14 protein-coding genes and 1 pseudogene are annotated in these 15,730 nt (G+C 69.0%); 11 read left to right on the top strand and 4 right to left on the bottom strand.

The window, feature by feature from the left end; genetic code table 11:
• Window positions 1-19 precede the first annotated feature (19 nt).
• The 3 genes from ACJH6I_RS29350 (at window position 20) to ACJH6I_RS29340 (ending at window position 3,775) form a co-directional block, all read left to right on the top strand.
• Window positions 20-1,753 (top strand): AMP-binding protein, encoded by a 1,734-nt coding sequence (locus ACJH6I_RS29350; protein ID WP_158230620.1) that lies wholly within the window; start codon window positions 20-22, stop codon window positions 1,751-1,753.
• Window positions 1,750-2,925 (top strand): CaiB/BaiF CoA-transferase family protein, encoded by a 1,176-nt coding sequence (locus tag ACJH6I_RS29345; RefSeq protein ID WP_047040135.1) that lies wholly within the window; start codon window positions 1,750-1,752, stop codon window positions 2,923-2,925. Before ACJH6I_RS29350 ends, ACJH6I_RS29345 begins: the two co-directional genes overlap by 4 nt.
• 94 nt (window positions 2,926-3,019) lie before the next feature.
• On the top strand, window positions 3,020-3,775 hold the full coding sequence (locus ACJH6I_RS29340) for an SDR family NAD(P)-dependent oxidoreductase (protein WP_047040173.1): 756 nt from the start codon (window positions 3,020-3,022) through the stop codon (window positions 3,773-3,775).
• A gap of 48 nt (window positions 3,776-3,823) precedes the next feature.
• Here ACJH6I_RS29340 and fdxA read toward each other — a convergent pair whose 3' ends face one another.
• Window positions 3,824-4,150, bottom strand: a complete 327-nt coding sequence (gene fdxA, locus ACJH6I_RS29335) for a ferredoxin (RefSeq protein WP_255251185.1) — start codon at window positions 4,148-4,150, stop codon at window positions 3,824-3,826.
• 131 nt (window positions 4,151-4,281) lie between these two features.
• Between fdxA and ACJH6I_RS29330 the strand changes: the two genes are divergently transcribed.
• Window positions 4,282-7,293, top strand: a complete 3,012-nt coding sequence (locus ACJH6I_RS29330; protein ID WP_017682184.1) for a Tn3 family transposase — start codon at window positions 4,282-4,284, stop codon at window positions 7,291-7,293.
• A gap of 68 nt (window positions 7,294-7,361) precedes the next feature.
• Here the strand turns inward: ACJH6I_RS29330 and merB are convergent, their stop codons facing one another.
• From merB to merA, 3 genes are all read right to left on the bottom strand, one after another.
• A complete protein-coding gene (gene merB, locus ACJH6I_RS29325; protein ID WP_010596911.1) occupies window positions 7,362-8,006 on the bottom strand; it encodes an organomercurial lyase MerB in 645 nt (214 codons plus the stop codon).
• 71 nt (window positions 8,007-8,077) lie between these two features.
• Entirely contained in the window at window positions 8,078-8,521 is a 444-nt protein-coding gene (locus ACJH6I_RS29320; protein WP_010596912.1) for a MerR family transcriptional regulator, read from the bottom strand.
• Window positions 8,522-8,539: 18 nt separating this feature from the next.
• Window positions 8,540-9,979, bottom strand: a complete 1,440-nt coding sequence (gene merA, locus ACJH6I_RS29315; protein ID WP_010596913.1) for a mercury(II) reductase — start codon at window positions 9,977-9,979, stop codon at window positions 8,540-8,542.
• Window positions 9,980-10,107: 128 nt separating this feature from the next.
• Between merA and ACJH6I_RS29310 the strand changes: the two genes are divergently transcribed.
• The 7 genes and pseudogenes from ACJH6I_RS29310 to ACJH6I_RS29280 form a co-directional block, all read left to right on the top strand.
• The gene (locus tag ACJH6I_RS29310) at window positions 10,108-10,497 is read left to right on the top strand and encodes a helix-turn-helix transcriptional regulator (RefSeq protein ID WP_026138108.1); all 390 of its coding nucleotides are present in this window, start codon (window positions 10,108-10,110) and stop codon (window positions 10,495-10,497) included.
• Window positions 10,497-10,796 carry a hypothetical protein gene (locus tag ACJH6I_RS29305; RefSeq protein ID WP_010596915.1) on the top strand — a complete coding sequence of 100 codons (300 nt, stop codon included), beginning with the start codon at window positions 10,497-10,499 and terminating at the stop codon, window positions 10,794-10,796. Before ACJH6I_RS29310 ends, ACJH6I_RS29305 begins: the two co-directional genes overlap by 1 nt.
• A complete protein-coding gene (locus tag ACJH6I_RS29300) occupies window positions 10,793-11,299 on the top strand; it encodes a TlpA disulfide reductase family protein (protein ID WP_010596916.1) in 507 nt (168 codons plus the stop codon). Before ACJH6I_RS29305 ends, ACJH6I_RS29300 begins: the two co-directional genes overlap by 4 nt.
• Window positions 11,296-12,192, top strand: a complete 897-nt coding sequence (locus ACJH6I_RS29295) for a cytochrome c biogenesis CcdA family protein (protein ID WP_010596917.1) — start codon at window positions 11,296-11,298, stop codon at window positions 12,190-12,192. Before ACJH6I_RS29300 ends, ACJH6I_RS29295 begins: the two co-directional genes overlap by 4 nt.
• Window positions 12,189-13,568, top strand: coding sequence for an NAD(P)/FAD-dependent oxidoreductase (locus ACJH6I_RS29290; RefSeq protein WP_010596918.1), 1,380 nt, complete (start codon window positions 12,189-12,191; stop codon window positions 13,566-13,568). The genes ACJH6I_RS29295 and ACJH6I_RS29290 overlap by 4 nt, the downstream gene beginning before the upstream one ends.
• Window positions 13,569-13,685: 117 nt before the next feature.
• Window positions 13,686-14,639 (top strand): site-specific integrase, encoded by a 954-nt coding sequence (locus tag ACJH6I_RS29285; RefSeq protein WP_017682183.1) that lies wholly within the window; start codon window positions 13,686-13,688, stop codon window positions 14,637-14,639.
• A 77-nt stretch (window positions 14,640-14,716) separates the two neighbouring features.
• Window positions 14,717-15,454 (top strand): annotated as a pseudogene (locus tag ACJH6I_RS29280) (transposase); the annotation flags it as partial.
• Between the last annotated feature and the right edge of the window lie 276 nt (window positions 15,455-15,730).

The following is a 15,730-nucleotide window of genomic DNA, read 5'->3' as shown; positions in this document are numbered from 1 at the left end:
TCTGCGAAGGAGCCACGATATGATCGACCGCCACATTCCTTGGATGCAGCCCGCCTCGGCCCCGGGCCGCTTCCGTGAGATCGGCGTGTGGGGCGACCAGACGATCGCGGACGTCGTCGACGACCACGCACAACGGCATCCCGAAAAGACTGCGGTCATCGATTCCCGCGAAAAGCTGACATACGCCCAACTCAGGGACCTGTCGCTGCGCCTTGCGCGGGTCCTGCTCGATCACGGTGTCGAGCCCGGCGACCCGGTCGCCATCCACCTGCCCGGCTGCGTTTTGCTGCCGGCACTGCACCTGGCGTGCAACAGGATCGGCGCGCTGTTCCTGCCGGTGAGCACCGGCTGGCGCGGCGCCGAGCTGCGGTCTCTGCTGGGCACGGTACGGGCTTCGATGCTGATCGTCCTCAACGATAACGGCGGCTTCGACTACGTCGGCCTGGCGGAAACGCTGCGTGACGGGCTGCCCGACCTCAAACACGTGTTGACCGCCCGAAGCGGTTCGCTGGAATCGCTGGCAGCCAACTCGGCGCCTCTGACCGCCGGCGAGCTCGACGAGCATCGGCCGAGCGCCGATGCGCCCGCACACGTGATGTCCTCGTCGGGAACGACCGGTATCCCCAAGGCGTCGGTGTGGAGTTCGAATGACCTGGTCGCCCTGCTCGTCCACCATATGGGCCGCCGCCTCCACCTCGGTGCCGACGACGTCGCCGCCGCCATCGCACCGGCCAGCACGGGCTCGACCGGCTACGTCTTTCCCGTGCTGGCACCACTGTTGGTGGGTGCGACGACCGCGCTGCTGGAAACCTGGAAGCCGCAGGCCGCACTGGACCTGATCATCCGGGAGCAGTGCACCTACGCGACCGCCGTGCCCACCCAGATGATCATGATGCTGGAGTTCCCGCTCGAGCAGTATGACCTGTCCCACTTCACCCGATTCAACAACGCGGGCGCCCCGCTGCCACAGTCCACCGCGCGCGACCTCGAATCACGGATGGGCTGCCGCGTGCAAACCATTTACGGCGCCACCGATGGGGGAGTGCCCGCCATCACGTCGATCGACGATCCAGACGAGCTACGCCACACGACCGTCGGCTCGGTCTGCCCCGGTGTCGAGGTGGTGTTGCTCGGCGCGGACGGCAACCCCGTGCCGCCGGGCGACGCTGGTGAACTGTGCTGGCGTGGGCCCAACAAGTCATACGGCTATCTCAACGAGCCCGACTACGACCGGCAGGCTTGGGATGATCAGGGTTTCTTCCACTCCGGTGACGTCGGTGAGTTCGATGACCGCGGATACCTACGCATCGTGGGGCGCATCAAGGACATGATCTTGCGGGGAGGCACCAACATCTTCCCGCGGGAAGTCGAGGAGCTGCTGCTCGAGCACCCTGACGTGGCTGGCGTAGCGATCGTGGGAATCCCCGATGAGCGGCTGGGCGAGCGGGCCTGCGCCGCAGTGGTGCCCGCTTTAGGCTCTCACCCCCGGCTCGACGATCTGTGCTCGTTTCTGCTCGACCGCCAGCTCGCCAAGGCCAAGCTGCCCGAAAGATTCATCGTGCTCGATGAGCTGCCGACCAATGCCGGCGGAAAGGTCGACAAAGCGCTCCTTCGAGACATCGCCATCAAGGACCTGGCAGGTCACGCGCGTAACGAAGACGGGACCTCAGCTCGCCATCGGCCGCCGGCGCCAGGTACGCCGGCTGACACCGCACCGTCAACCGCAGAACGCGCAGCTGAGGGAACGGCATGAGCGATCCGACCGGCCCGCTGTCCGGGGTACGCATCCTCGACCTGTCCGCGCTGGCCCCAGGGCCGTTTGCCACCATGCTGCTCGGCGACCTCGGCGCGGAGGTGATCACGGTGGAAGCCCCGGCCGCCGCGCGAAGCGGCAGCGGTCTTGGCGCGCTACCCGGTTACGGTGGTGAGCGCGCGCGCCGACAGGGCATCAATCCGCTGTATCGCTCCCGACGATCACTCGTGCTGGACCTCAAGCAACCGCAAGCCCTGGAGATCGCCCTGCAACTGGCGCAGCGCAGTGACGTCTTCGTCGAGGGATTCCGGCCGGGAACCTGCGAGCGGCTCGGATTGGGCTACGACACGGTCGCCGCGCGGAACCCGGCGATCGTCTATTGCTCGCTGACCGGCTATGGGCAATCCGGGGAGCTGGCGATGCGCGCCGGTCACGATCTCAACTACATCGCCGAGTCGGGCCTGCTGTCGGCGACGACACGCGATGGCCAGCGTCCGGGCATACCCGTCAACGTGGTGGCCGACTTCGCCGCAGGAGGTTTGCTGGCCGCGTTCGGCATCCTGGCCGGCCTCCTGGGCCGCCAGGCCAGCGGCCGGGGAACTCACATCGACGTGTCGATGTATGAGGGGCTGCTCGGCCTGCTGCAGGTGGTCCAGTCGTGGACGCTGGCGTCGGCGCCGGATCCGTCGTGGGGCCGGGGCCTGCTGTCGGGGGCGGTCCCCTTCTATGACTGCTATCGCACGGCCGACGGGCAATGGCTGTCGGTGGCTGCTCTGGAGCCGAAGTTCTTCGCGAACCTCTGCACAGCACTCGGCCGCCCCGACCTGATCTCGGCTTATGCCGACCAGTCTCGATGGGGCGAGCTGCGGGCCGCATTCGAGAAGACCTTCTCCGCTGCCTCGCTCGCGGAATGGCTGGCCCGGCTGGAAGAGGTCGACACCGCGGTGGCTCCCGTGAGGTCGCTGCCCGACGCGTTCGACGCAGCGCAGCGCAGAGGGTTGCTGGACGCGCCGGGTGTGGTTGGCCCGCTGCCGCGCATGAGCGCGTGGAAGCCAACCGCGGGATCGGTCGTTACCCGGCCCGGGCAGCACACTCGCGAAATTCTCGACGAGATCGGCCTTTCCCCGGACGAGATCGAAACGCTGCGGGCGACCGGCGCGGTCACGGAGTGAAATCGGCGAGGACGATCCAAATCGGGATGATCATCGTCATTGTAAAGTATATGGACTCTGGACGTCGTAACGGAGAAACGATCGGAGAATGAGCATGCAGGCACGTGTCGCCGTCGTCACCGGCGCCGCTAGAGGAATCGGACGCGAGATCGCGTTAGCGCTAGGCCGGCAAGGCCGCCACGTCGCGGTGGTCGATCTGCGCGACCACGAGGCTAAGGAGACCGCGGCGACGATCACCGCAGCCGGCGGCACCGCCGTGCCCGTCGCCGTGGATGTCACCGACCCGGCGTCGGTGAAGGAGGGCCTCAACGAGGTTCGCCAGAAGCTGGGATCGATCTCCATCCTGGTCAACAACGCTGGGTGGGACGAGCTCAAGCCCTTTGTCGATACCGACGAGGAGTTCTGGCAGCGCGTCATCGAGATCAACTACAAGGGCGTGCTTCGGACCACGCACGACGTGCTTCCGGCGATGATCGAGGCGGGGTGGGGGCGGATTGTCAACATCGGCTCGGACGCCGGTCGTGTCGGTTCGTCGCTGGAGTCGGTGTACTCGGGGGCCAAGGGCGCTGTGATCGCATTCACGAAGACGATCGCTCGCGAGGTCGCCCGCGCGGGGGTAACCGCCAACACCGTGTGCCCCGGCCCGACCGACACCCCTTTGCTACAAGAGATCGTCCGCGGCCAAGCCGATGCAGACAAGGTGATCGGTGCGATGACCCGGGCGGTGCCGATGAAGCGTCTGGGCCGGCCGGAGGAGGTCGCCGCCGCGGTCGCGTTCCTCGCTTCCGACGACGCGGGGTTCATCACCGGACAGACGCTGTCGGTGAGCGGCGGCCTTACCATGGCGTAGCTCTGAACCATGGCGTAGCTCTGACCGACGGCCGCAGCGCCGGGAACGCTACCGCCCCCCGGTGCCGCTCCTTAGCTCCAGGTTCTTGACGATAGGGGGATCGGCGCTGAGCTTCCCGACGCGGCGGGCGCCACCGGGAGAGCCGATTTCGGAGAAGAAGTCGGCATTGATCTGCTGATAGTGCCGTACACCGTCGGGGAGGTCGGTCTCGTAGTGGATCGCCTCCACGGGGCAGACCGGTTCGCACGCCCCGCAATCGATGCACTCGGCGGGGTGGATGTACATCATCCGTTCGCCTTCGTATATGCAGTCGACCGGGCATTCTTTGATGCACGTCTTGTCGAGAACGTCGACACATGGGGTCCCGGTAGTAATGGCGCAAAAAACAACGAGGTTCGCGTAGCGCCTGGTCGGCGGTGATTTCTCGGTTCGGGCTGCGGGCCGGGGTGGTTGGTGCTTGGCTTGGCTGCCGATGAGGTTGGTCGGCGTTTTGGAGGCTGGGGTTCGTGGCGACGCGGGTATTCGCGGACGAGGAGTTGCAGCGCCTGCGGGAGTTCCCGGAGATCAGTCGTGAGGAGTTGTTCCGGTACTTCACGCTGACCCCGGCGGATCTGGCGTTCGTTGCTCCGCAGGGCAGGGGCCCTGCGGTCCGTCTGGGCCTGGCGGTGGCGTTGTGCACCTTGCCGTGGCTGGGGTTCGTGCCGGACAAGGTGTCGTCGGCGCCGCCGGTGGCGGTGGCCCGGTTGGCGGATCAGCTGAATGTCGATGCGGTGCAGCTTCGTTCGTATGGCAAGCGGGCGCAGACGCGGACCGAGCATGTGCGGCTGGTGGCCCAGTATCTGGGGTGGCGGCCTGCCGGGTCGATGGAGTTGAAGGAGCTGGATGAGTTCCTTCTGGCGCGGGCGATGGAGCACGATTCGCCGACGCTGTTGTTCCGGCTGGCGTGTGAGTACCTGATCTCGGCGCGGGTGATCCGGCCGGGCCCGGACACGGTGGTCCGCCGGGTCGCGCATGCTCGCACGCAGGCGCAGCGGGAGACCTATGACCGGTTGGCGCGCGAGTTCACGCCGCAGCGGTGTAAGGAACTGGATGCGTTGCTGGTCGCCGACCCGTCTATCGGGATGTCGCGGTTGCGGTGGTTGTCGACCGGCCCGGTGGAGGCGTCGGCGACCGCGGTGAAGGCCGAGGTCGAGAAGCTGGTGTTCCTGCGCAACCTGGGCGCGGATGAGCTGGATATGTCGGTGCTGCCGGCGGAGCGGCGGCGGTTCCTGGCGACTGTGGGCCGACGCTTGACGGGCCAAGCCTTGGAACGCCGGGATCCGCAACGCCGCTACCCGATCCTGCTCACGGTGTTGGCTCAGTCGGCCACCGATGTGCTCGACGAGGTGGTGCAGCTGTTCGATCAGGCGATCTCGGCCAGGTTGAGCAAAGCCGAACGCCGGATGCGCGACGAGCTCGCCGAGCGCGGTAAGGCCGGAGAGGATCGGCAGGGGTTGCTCGACGACTTGCTGGCCATCATCACCGACACGCAGATCCCTGACGAGGAGATCGGCGGCCTGATCCGGGGCGATCGGATCGGATGGGAGCGGTTGCGGGCCGCGGTCGCGCAGGCCAAACCTCGGCTGCCGCGCGATCACGGGCACCTGGCCGCTCTGGACAGCTCGTACTCCTATCTGCGGCAGTTCACCCCGCAGGTGCTGTCGACAGTCCGGTTCGCCGGCGGCACCGCGGCGATCGAGCTGCTGATCGGGGTGCACATGCTGCGGGAGCTGAATGCGACCGGTACCCGCAAGGTGCCCGACGACGCGCCGACGGGGTTCGTGCCGACGAAGTGGCGCGGCTACCTCGACGAGGCCCGCAAAGCCGGCAACACCACCGCCTATCGGCACTACTGGGAGCTGTGCGTGCTGCTGGGGCTGCGGGACGGGTTGCGCAGCGGCGACGTGTTCGTGCCGGGGTCGCGCCGCTACGCCGACCCGGCCGCTTACCTGCTGACCCCGCAGGCGTGGGAGCCGCAGCGTGACGAGTTCTGCCGCCTGGTCGGCAAGTCCGCTGATCCGGCCCGCGCCCTGGCGACCGCCACCGACGAGCTGCACGACGCTATGAGCGAGTTGGAGAAGGTGCTCGCCGACGGCGACGGCCCGGTCCGTCTCGATGAGGCCGGTGACCTGGTGGTCTCGCCGCTGTCGGCAGAAGACGTTCCGGCCGAAGCGGTGGCGTTGAAGCAGGAGTTGACGGAGATGCTGCCGTTCGCGCCGATCGTGTCGCTGTTGATCGAGCTGGACAAACGCACCGGCTACCTGGACTGCTTCACCCACGCCGGCGGTAAGCAGTCCCGCACCCCGGAGTTGAAGCGCAACCTCATCGCGGTGCTGCTGGCCTACTCCACCAACCTGGGTCTCACCCGTATGGCGGAGGCCTCCGGCATCTCCTACGACATCCTGGCCTGGACTTCGGAGTGGTATGTGCGGGAGGAGACGCTGCGGGCGGCGAACCTGACGATCATCGACTACCACCAACGCCTGCCGCTGACCCCGATCTTCGGGGCCGGCACCCTGTCCTCCAGTGATGGGCAGCGGTTCCCGACCCGTGGCAAATCGGTCACTGCCAGAGCGTTGAGCCGCTATTTCGCGAACGAAGGACTGAGCACGTATACCCATGTCACCGATCAGCACGCCACCTACGGCACGAAGGTCATCGTCGCGACGAGACGTGAAGCTCACTACGTGCTGGACGAAATCCTCGGCAATGCAACGGATCTGCCGATCACCGAGCATGCGACCGACACGCACGGCGTCACCCTGGTGAACTTCGGGCTGTTCGACCTGCTCGGGTTGCAGCTCTCGCCCCGCATCCGGGACCTGGGCCGGATCACCCTGTACCGGGCGGCGCCGCGAGCCCAGGTCGAGTCCGCGTTCCCGCACGCGGGCCCGCTTTTGACCCGGCGGTGCAATCTCGATCTGATCGCCGAGCACTACGACGACCTGCTCCGGCTGGCCGGGTCGCTGAAGTTCGGGCACGCCACCGCGTCGCTGCTGGTCGGCAAGCTGTCGGCGTCGGGCCGGCAGAACGCCCTCGCGGCGGCGCTCAAGGAGTACGGGGCGCTGCGGCGCACGATCTACGCCGCCCGGTATCTGTCCGACCCGGGCTATCGACGCAAGATCTCCCGCCAGCTCAACAAGGGCGAATCCCTGCACGCGCTCCGCCGCGACCTGCTCTACGCGCATGAAGGAACCGTGCGCGCGAGGCACCTGGAGGGACAGACCGAACAGGCATGGTGCCTCACGTTGGCGACCAACGCCGTCATCGCCTGGACCACGGAGTATTACGGTCTGGCGACCGAACAGATGCGGCGGGCCGGGCGGCGCATCGATGACGAGGTGCTGGCGCACATTTCTCCGGCGCACAGCGAGAACATCAACTTCTTCGGCGCCATCGAGGTCGACATCGACGCCGAACTGGCCCAGCTCGGCCCCACCGGGTACCGGCCGCTGCGGGTCCGCGACACCCTCTTCTGACCGCCGGCTACCACCTTCCGGGAGAGGGTGCTGGGGCGTAGCTGGGCACATCGGTGGCCTGGGTTGGGTCAGCGACAGCGTGGTGGTTCGGTGGCGGTGAGGACGCGGTCGCTGATCGGGCGCAGCTGGGCGTAGGCGTCGGCGACGGGCAGCACGAGCCCGGTGGGGTGCCGGCTCTGCCAGTCGGCGGCCGCCACGGCGGTGGCGAAGTAGCGGCCGGGGTTGCAGGTGGTGGCGCGGACCCGGGTCGGGTCGAGTTCGTCGGGGCCGGGTACAGAGATGACCGCGGTGGCCGGGTCGAGGCCGCTGACCCCGGAGGCCGGGTCAACGGACAGTCGGATGGTGGTTCCGGTTGCGGCGCAGGTGGATTCGACGGTGGCGGGGCGACCGATGATGGCGGGGAACAGCAGGGTGTCGGCGGCGCACCAGGTGTAGAGCTGGTGGCCGTCGACGGTGAACCGGTGCGGGGTGGGATTGAGGGTCAGGCCCCAGCCGAGGATGCGGTGCCGGTCGTCGTATTCGATGTCCGCGGCGGCGGGCGCGTTCTCGACGTCGGCGACGCTGGCGCCGGCGGCGGTAGCGAGCTGTTCGATGGTGATCGGTTCACCGGCCGCGAGCAGCCGCATCGCGGTGCCCATCAGGTTCGTTCCCGTATTGGCGGTGGAGTCGAACAGTGTGTCGACGATGGTGGTGGCGAACGGGTTGGTCGTCATCGCTGGTGTCCCCTCGGAGCGTGTAGTCACGGGTGTGGGATCGAGTGTCGGGCTTGCCACCGCAGGGAAGGTCAAGCGCCGCAGCCGCATGTCCTCGGATCCGGCACCCACGGCGGGGCGGCGGCTCGGTCGTGGCTGGTCGCCCGGGTCAACGCGTCGTGGTGGTGGTGTTCGAACTCGTCGATGCGGCGGCGCTGCTCGTCGAGGTCGCGGATGCGGTCCTCGATCCGGGTCCGGGAGCGGGCCAGTAGTTCGGCCAGCTGCGGTCCGACCGGCCGGGCGCTGTCGTCGCAGGTGGCGGCGAGCTGACGGATTTCGGCCTCCGTGAGGCCGAGGCCGCGCAGGGTGGCGATGACCTCGACGCACCACAGCGCGTGTTCGTCGAAGAGCCGGTATCCGGCCCGGCTGCGGCCGAGGCTGTAGATCAGGCCCAGGTCGTGGTGGCGGCGTAGTACTTTCGCCGGCACTCCGGTGCGGCGGGCCAGGTCTCCGATGGTCATCACCGGTGTGTTCATGACGGCTCGATCCGGTCCTCAGCCCGCGCAGCAGGACAGCTTGGCGACATCGGCGGTGAAGGTTTGGGCGGTGAGTTTCAGCGCTTCGGCCATGGTCAGATACGGCGCCCAGGTGCGGGCGAGCTGGTCGACGGTCATGCCCGCGGTGATCGCGTACCCGGCGGCGGTGATCAGATCCCCGGCACCCTCGGCGACGGCGTGCACGCCTAGCACCCGCCCGGTCCCGGCCTCGGCGACGAGTTTGACCACACCACGGGTGTCCCGGTTGACCAGGGCACGCGGCACGTTCGCACCGGTGAGCAGCCGCGACTCGGTCCGTAATCCGGCTGCGGCGGCTTGGCTGTCGGTGTGGCCGACCGCGGCGATGGCCGGGCTGGTGAATGTCACCCGCGGCAGCGCCGTGTAGTCCAGGGTGCGGCCGGCGTGCCCGAGGGCGTTGCCGGCGGCGAGTGTGCCCTGCGCCGCCGCGACGTACACGAATTGGGGGCCGCCGGCCACGTCGCCCGCGGCCCAGATCCGCGGGTTGCTGCTGCGCTGGTGGGCGTCGACGACGACGGCGCCGCGGTCGTCGGTGCGTACCCCGACCGCCGCCAGATTCAATCCGGGGGTGTCGGGGCGGCGGCCGGTGGCGATGAGCAGCTGGGCGGCCCGCAGTTCGGTGGTGGCCCCGTCGGCGGTGCGGACGGTGACGAGTTTCTCGCCGCCCTCGGCCAGTGCCTTGTCGAGGGTGGCGCCGGTGAGCACGGTGATGGCTTCGTCGGCGAACACCTGCGCGATGGCCCGGGAGATCTCGGGTTCCTCGAACGGCGCCAGCCGATCCAGGGCCTCGATCACCGTGACCCGGGTGCCGAGCCGGGCGAACAACTGTGCCTGTTCGAGACCGATGGCGTTGCCGCCCACCACGATCAGCGACCCCGGCAGGACGTCGAGCTCCATCGCGGTGGTCGAGGTCAGATACCCCGCCTCGGCGAGCCCGTCGGTCGGCGGCGCCCACGGCGCGGCGCCGGTCGCGATCAGGTACTGATCGGCGTCGATCACCCGCGGGCCATCGGCCCCCTGCTCGACCCGCAGCACCGGTGCGTCGGTGGTACCGGTGAAGACGGCGGTTCCCGAGACGATCTCCCAGCCGTAGTCGGCGGCCAGGTCGAGGTACTTCTCGCCGCGAAGCCGGTCGACCAGCGCGTTCTTGCCCGCGATCAGCTCGGCGAAGTCCACCGGTGCCCCGGTCGCCGCCAGCCCCGGGAACCGGTCGGCGCTCGCCGCGGTGTGCCGGGCCTCCGCGGCGGCCAGCAGCGCCTTCGACGGCACGCAGCCCACGTTCACGCAGGTGCCGCCGATCGCGGCGCGCTCGACCATCACCACCCGTTTGCCGAGGTTGACCGCGGCGATGGCGGCGGCGAACGCCGCCGAACCGGAACCGATGATCGCCAGATCGGCGCGCGGGGATGTCGTGGTCACGGCGGGTTCTCCTTGCTGGGGGACTCCGGTCACGGAACAGGTTGCTATTCGCGTTGACGAATATCTCCGGACATCATACTATGCGCTTATCCGAATAGTTCAACTTTCTTCTTGTGGAGGCGATCCCCTTGCCCCGGTCCACGACCGCCGCCGTCACCGCGCCCGGTGGCGAGACGGCCTGCACGCACCTGGATGCGACGGCGAAGTTCTTTCGCGCGCTGTCGGATCCGACGCGGTTGAAGCTGCTGGAGTTCATCTTGGCCGCCGAGCGCACCTCCGCGGAGTGTGTCGAGCATGCCGGGATCTCCCAGCCGCGGGTGTCGGTGCACCTGTCCTGCCTGGCCGACTGCGGTTATGTGACCGCGCGCCGTGACGGCAAGAAGCTGCGCTACTCCGTCGGCGACCCACGCGTCGCGGACCTGGTGATGCTGGCCCGCTCCCTCGCCGCCGACAACGCCGCCGCGCTGACCTGCTGCACCCGCATCGACACCGCTCGTGTGAACGGAGCAGGACATTGATGAACGTACGCAACAACTCCACGGGGATCGGCGGCCCGCTCGCGGTGGTGGGTGCCGCCGTGGCCATGATCGTGTGCTGCGCCGGACCGGCCTTGATCGCGGCCGGTGCGCTCACCGCCCTCGGCGGTGCGCTGCGCAGTTGGGGACCGATCGTGGCCGCCGCGGTGATGGTCCTCGCCGCCGTCGGCTACACCGCGCGCCGTCGTAAGCCGCCGCAGCGAGGGACAGTCCGCGGACTGCTGGGCACCCGCCGATCGCATCAGCCCAACGCGTCGACCGATCGGAGTTCCCAGCCGTGACCACGCCGATCACCCGACGCACGGTGAGCGCGGCGCTCGCCGCCCTGGCGGTCACGGTGCTGGCTGCCTGCGGCACCGACACCGCCTCGCCCCGCGCCGCCACCGACCCCGTCACGGTCACCGCGCTGTCCGGGGCGCCGGTGACCGTGCCCAGCGGCAAGCCGACGGCGATGTTCTTCTTTTCGGTCGGCTGCGGTGAATGCGTGGGCGGCGCGAAGTCGCTGTCGCAGGCTGCGCGACAACTCGGTGACACCGCCGCTTTCGTCCTGGTCGACATGGATCCGGCCGAACCTGCCCAGGTCGTCACCGACTTCCAGCAGCAAACCGGGACCGACACCGTGCCCGCGGTCATCGACACCGATGCGACCCTGACCAAGCGGTACTCCGTGGCCGCCCTGTCGACCCTGCTCGTCGTCGACCCCGGCGGTGCGGTCGCCTACCGGGCCGCCGACCCGTCCGCCGATCAGATCACCGCCGCGCTGGCGAAGGCCGGGGACCGGTGAACGGGCTGCTGGCCTTGGCGTTCACCGCGGGCATGCTCGCCCCGGTCAATCCGTGCGGTTTCGCGCTGCTGCCGGCCTGGATCACCCACACCCTCGGCGACACCGCCACCGAACCGCTCGGGGTACGCACGGCGCGGGCGCTGCGAACCGGCGTCGCTTTTACCCTCGGGTTCGCGGGCACCCTGGCCGTGGCGGGGCTGGCCATCAGCGCCGGTGCCCGCGCGCTGATCAGCGCCGCGCCGTGGCTCGGTCTGGTCGTCGGTGTCGCCCTGGTATTGCTCGGTGTCGTCATGTTCACCGGCCGCGTGCTCGGTCTGCGACTGCCCACCCGAGCGCTGCGCCCGGCCACCGGGCCGGGCGGCACAACCGGGATCGTCCTCGCCGGGATCGGCTACGCCGCGGCGTCGCTGTCGTGCACGTTCGGGGTGCTGCTGGCCGTCATCGCCCAGGCCCAGGCCACCGCGGGCTGGGGTGCGCTGCTCGCGGTGTTCGTCGCCTACACCCTCGGCGCCGCGACGATCCTGCTGCTGGTCAGCCTCGCCGCCGCGGCCGCCGGTACCGCGCTCACCCACCATCTCGCCGCCCTCGCCCGGCACGGCACCCGCATCACCGCGACCGTGCTCATCCTCACCGGCGCCTACCTGGCCTGGTACTGGCTGCCCGCCGTCACCGGCGACACCACCGGCACCAACGGATTCGCGGCCCTGTCCACCACCGCCAGCACCTGGCTGCAGAACCACACACCACTGATGGCGACGATCGCGGCACTGACCGTGCTCACCGCCGCCGTCACCGTCCTCGCTCACCGCATGATCCGGCGCCGCGTTACCGATGCCGCACCCGTCGACTGCTGCACCCCGACGACCGTCATCGAGGAAGGGCGCCCGCAATGACCGAACGCTACGACACCCTCGTGCTCGGCGGCGGAATGTCCGGGCTGCCACTGGCGCTGCGCGCCGCCCGCCACGGCCGGGTCGCCTTCGTCGAGAAGGAACTGCTCGGCGGGACCTGCCTGAACCGGGGCTGCATCCCCACCAAGACGATGATCGCCTCCGCCGCCGTCGCCCATCAGGCCCGCCGCGCCGCCGAGTTCGGCGTCCGCGTCGGCGGTCCGGTCACCGTCGACCTGGCCGCCGTGGTGGAGCGTAAGAACACCCTCGTCGATTCCATCCGGGCCGGATCGTATCGGGCCGTCGAAAAATCCGCCGACCTCGACTTCTACCACGCCGCAGGACAATTCACCGGTAACCGGCGCCTCACCGTCGACGGCACCACCCTGACCGCGGACCGGATCATCCTCGCGACCGGCACCCGCACCACCCTCCCGGCCATCGACGGCTTGGATGCCGTGCCCTACTACACCTCCCGCACGCTGCTCGACCTCACCGAACTACCCGCCCACCTGCTCGTCGTCGGCGGCGGCTACGTCGGCTGCGAATTCGCGCAGATGTTCCGGCGATTCGGCGCCGAGGTCACCATCGTCCAGCGCGCCGACCGGCTGCTGCCCGGGGAAGACCCCGACATCAGCGCCGCCGTCGCCGACGGCATGACTGCCGACGGCATCACTGTCGCGACCGCCACCACCTGTACTCACGCCGCCGGGACGGCCGGCAACATCCGGATCGGCTGCACCGGCACCGAGACCGCCGAGATCACCGGCAGCCACCTGCTGCTCGCCACCGGGCGCACCCCCAACACCGACGCCCTGGGCCTGGAACACCTCGACCTGCAACCCGACCCGCACGGCTTCCTCACCGTCGGCGACACCCTGAACACCTCCGCCGACAACGTGTGGGCGATCGGCGACCTGCGGGGCGGGCCGATGTTCACCCACACCGCCCGCGACGACGCCGACATCGTCTACCGCACCGTCTACCGCGACCAGGACCGCACCACCACCGGACGTGTCGTGCCGCACGCGGTGTTCACCGACCCCGAAGTCGGAGCCGTCGGCCTGACCGAACCCGCCGCCCGCGCAGCCGGCTACGACGTGATCATCGGCCGCCAGAACTTCACCGGCGTTGCCAAAGCACGCGCCATCGGCAACACCCGCGGCCTGGTCAAATTCGTCGCCGACGCCGCCACCGACCGGATCCTCGGCTGCCACATCGCCGGACCCGACGGCGGCGACCTCGTCCACGAAGCCGTCATCGCCATGACCTGCGGCGCCACCTACGGCCAACTCGCCGCCGCCATCCACATCCACCCCACCCTCGCCGAAGCCGTCAACGCCGCCGCCGGCGGCGTCCACCGACCCGCCGCCGACTGATCCCACAGATAACACCCTGTTATCTGTGGCACCATGAAACCCGGCCTGCGACGACTCCGCTCCGGCGGTGCGCGAAGCGGCCCTGTTATCTGTGGCAAGCAGGCCAGGGAGGTCACAATGTTGTCGTCCGGGATCACCGTCCGCGCCGCCGGCGACGGCTTCCTCGACTCGATCCGCTCCCCGAACACCCGCCGCTCCTACGCCATCGCCGTCGATAAGACCACCGCCAGGCTCGGCGAGGCCCGGCCGCTGGCCAATGTCGCCGACGACGAGATCGGCGAAACCCTGGAAACTTTGTGGGGCGAGGCGGCGGTCAACACCTGGAACGCCCGCCGCGCCGCGGTCGCGTCTTGGCTGGCGTGGTGCCGCGAGCACGGACACCTCGCCCCGGCGGTCCCCGCGTGGGTGAAACGCTCCACCCCGCCGGACTCGGCCACCCCGGTGCGCTCGCGCACCGCGATCGACCGGCTCATCACCCGCCGCGACATCGACCTGCGGGATAAGACGCTGTGGCGGATGCTCTACGAAACATGCGCCCGCACCGAGGAACTGCTCCAGGTCAACATCGAAGACCTCGACCTGGCCGGGCGGTGCTGCCCGGTGAAGTCCAAGGGCGCCAAGCCCCGCACCCGCCGCCGCGGCGCCGCCCATCACGAGTACGCGCACGAGCTCGTGTACTGGGACGCGGGTACCGCCCGGCTCCTGCCACGCCTCACCAAGGGCCGCACCCGCGGACCGCTGTTCGTCACCCACCGCCGACCCGGACCCCGCAAAGCCGTCGCCGACCGCGACATCTGCCCCGACACCGGCCTGGCCAGGTTGTCCTACGGCCAGGCCCGCGCCCTGCTCGATGCCGCCACCGCCACCAACGGACCCGGCACCGGCTGGGACCTGCACGAACTCCGGCATTCTGGCCTGACGCATCTCGGCGAGGCCGGAGCCAGCCTGCTCGAGCTAATGGCCAAGTCCCGCCACCGCAAACCCGACAACCTGCGCCGCTACTTCAAACCCTCACCGGCGGCCATGCGCGGCATCACCAGCCTCCTCGGTCCCGACCGCGGCCACCGATAGCGGCCACCAACAACGACTCGTCCGTCTACCCGGACCAGGCGCTACGCGAACCTCGTTGTTTTTTGCGCCATTACTGCCGGGACCCCGGCGTCACCGGGCAGATCATCGTGCGCGGTGACAGCGCCTATGGATCGCGGGCGGTGATCCGGGTATGCCGCCGCTACGGGGCGGTGTTCTCGCTGGTGCTGACCCGCAACGCCGCGGTGCAACGCGCCATCGACAGCATTCCCGAGAACGCCTGGACCCCGGTGAAATACCCGGGTGCGGTGCTCGATCGCGAGACCGGGGCCTGGATCTCTGATGCCGAAGTCGCTGAAGCCGTCTACACCATGGCCAAAACCGGCACCTATGAGGCGGTCACCGCCCGGCTGATCGTGCGCCGGGTCAAAGACGCCAACCAACCCCAAGACGGGCTGTTCCCGATCTGGCGGTATCACCCGTTTTTCACCAACACCACCGAGTCGGCCACCGACGCCGACATCACCCACCGCCGCCACGCCATCATCGAAACCACCTTCGCCGACCTCATCGACGGCCCCTTGGCCCACATTCCCTCCGGGCGCTTCGGCGCCAACAGTGCCTGGGCCGTCTGCGCCGCGATCGCCCACAATCTGCTGCGCGCCACCGCGACCCTGGCCGGGACCCGTCACCGCACCGCGCGCGGGGCGACCCTGCGCCGTCACCTGGTCAATATCCCGGCTCGTCTGGCCCGACCCCAACGACGACCGATCCTGCACCTACCCCGGCACTGGCCCGCCGAACCAGCATGGATGACCCTGTGGCACAACACCATCGGCCACCGATCCAGCGCCTGAACCACCGACCACCCGACCCGACAACCAGGAACCCGACAGGAAAAGCTGGACAGACCAGCGGCCTCGTCATGCCCACCACCAGCCCGGATCAAGACCATCAGCTCAACCGGCCACCACACCGTCGGTCGGTGGAATCAGGCTTAGTGAGAGGAATGATCAGAACCTGTGGATGAGCCTCGGCGTGGGGGCGTGAAAATGAGCGCACCTTCCCGAGGATGATCATCACGGAATCAGGTATTCGATCAAGACCGGCGTTGGCGCGCTGGTTGGGAAGGT

It is taken from the genome of Mycobacterium sp. SMC-13 (assembly GCF_045311035.1).
GTDB lineage: Bacteria > Actinomycetota > Actinomycetes > Mycobacteriales > Mycobacteriaceae > Mycobacterium.
The sequence above is the reverse complement of the archived record's forward strand: the minus strand, read 5'-3'. Positions and strand labels throughout refer to the sequence as shown.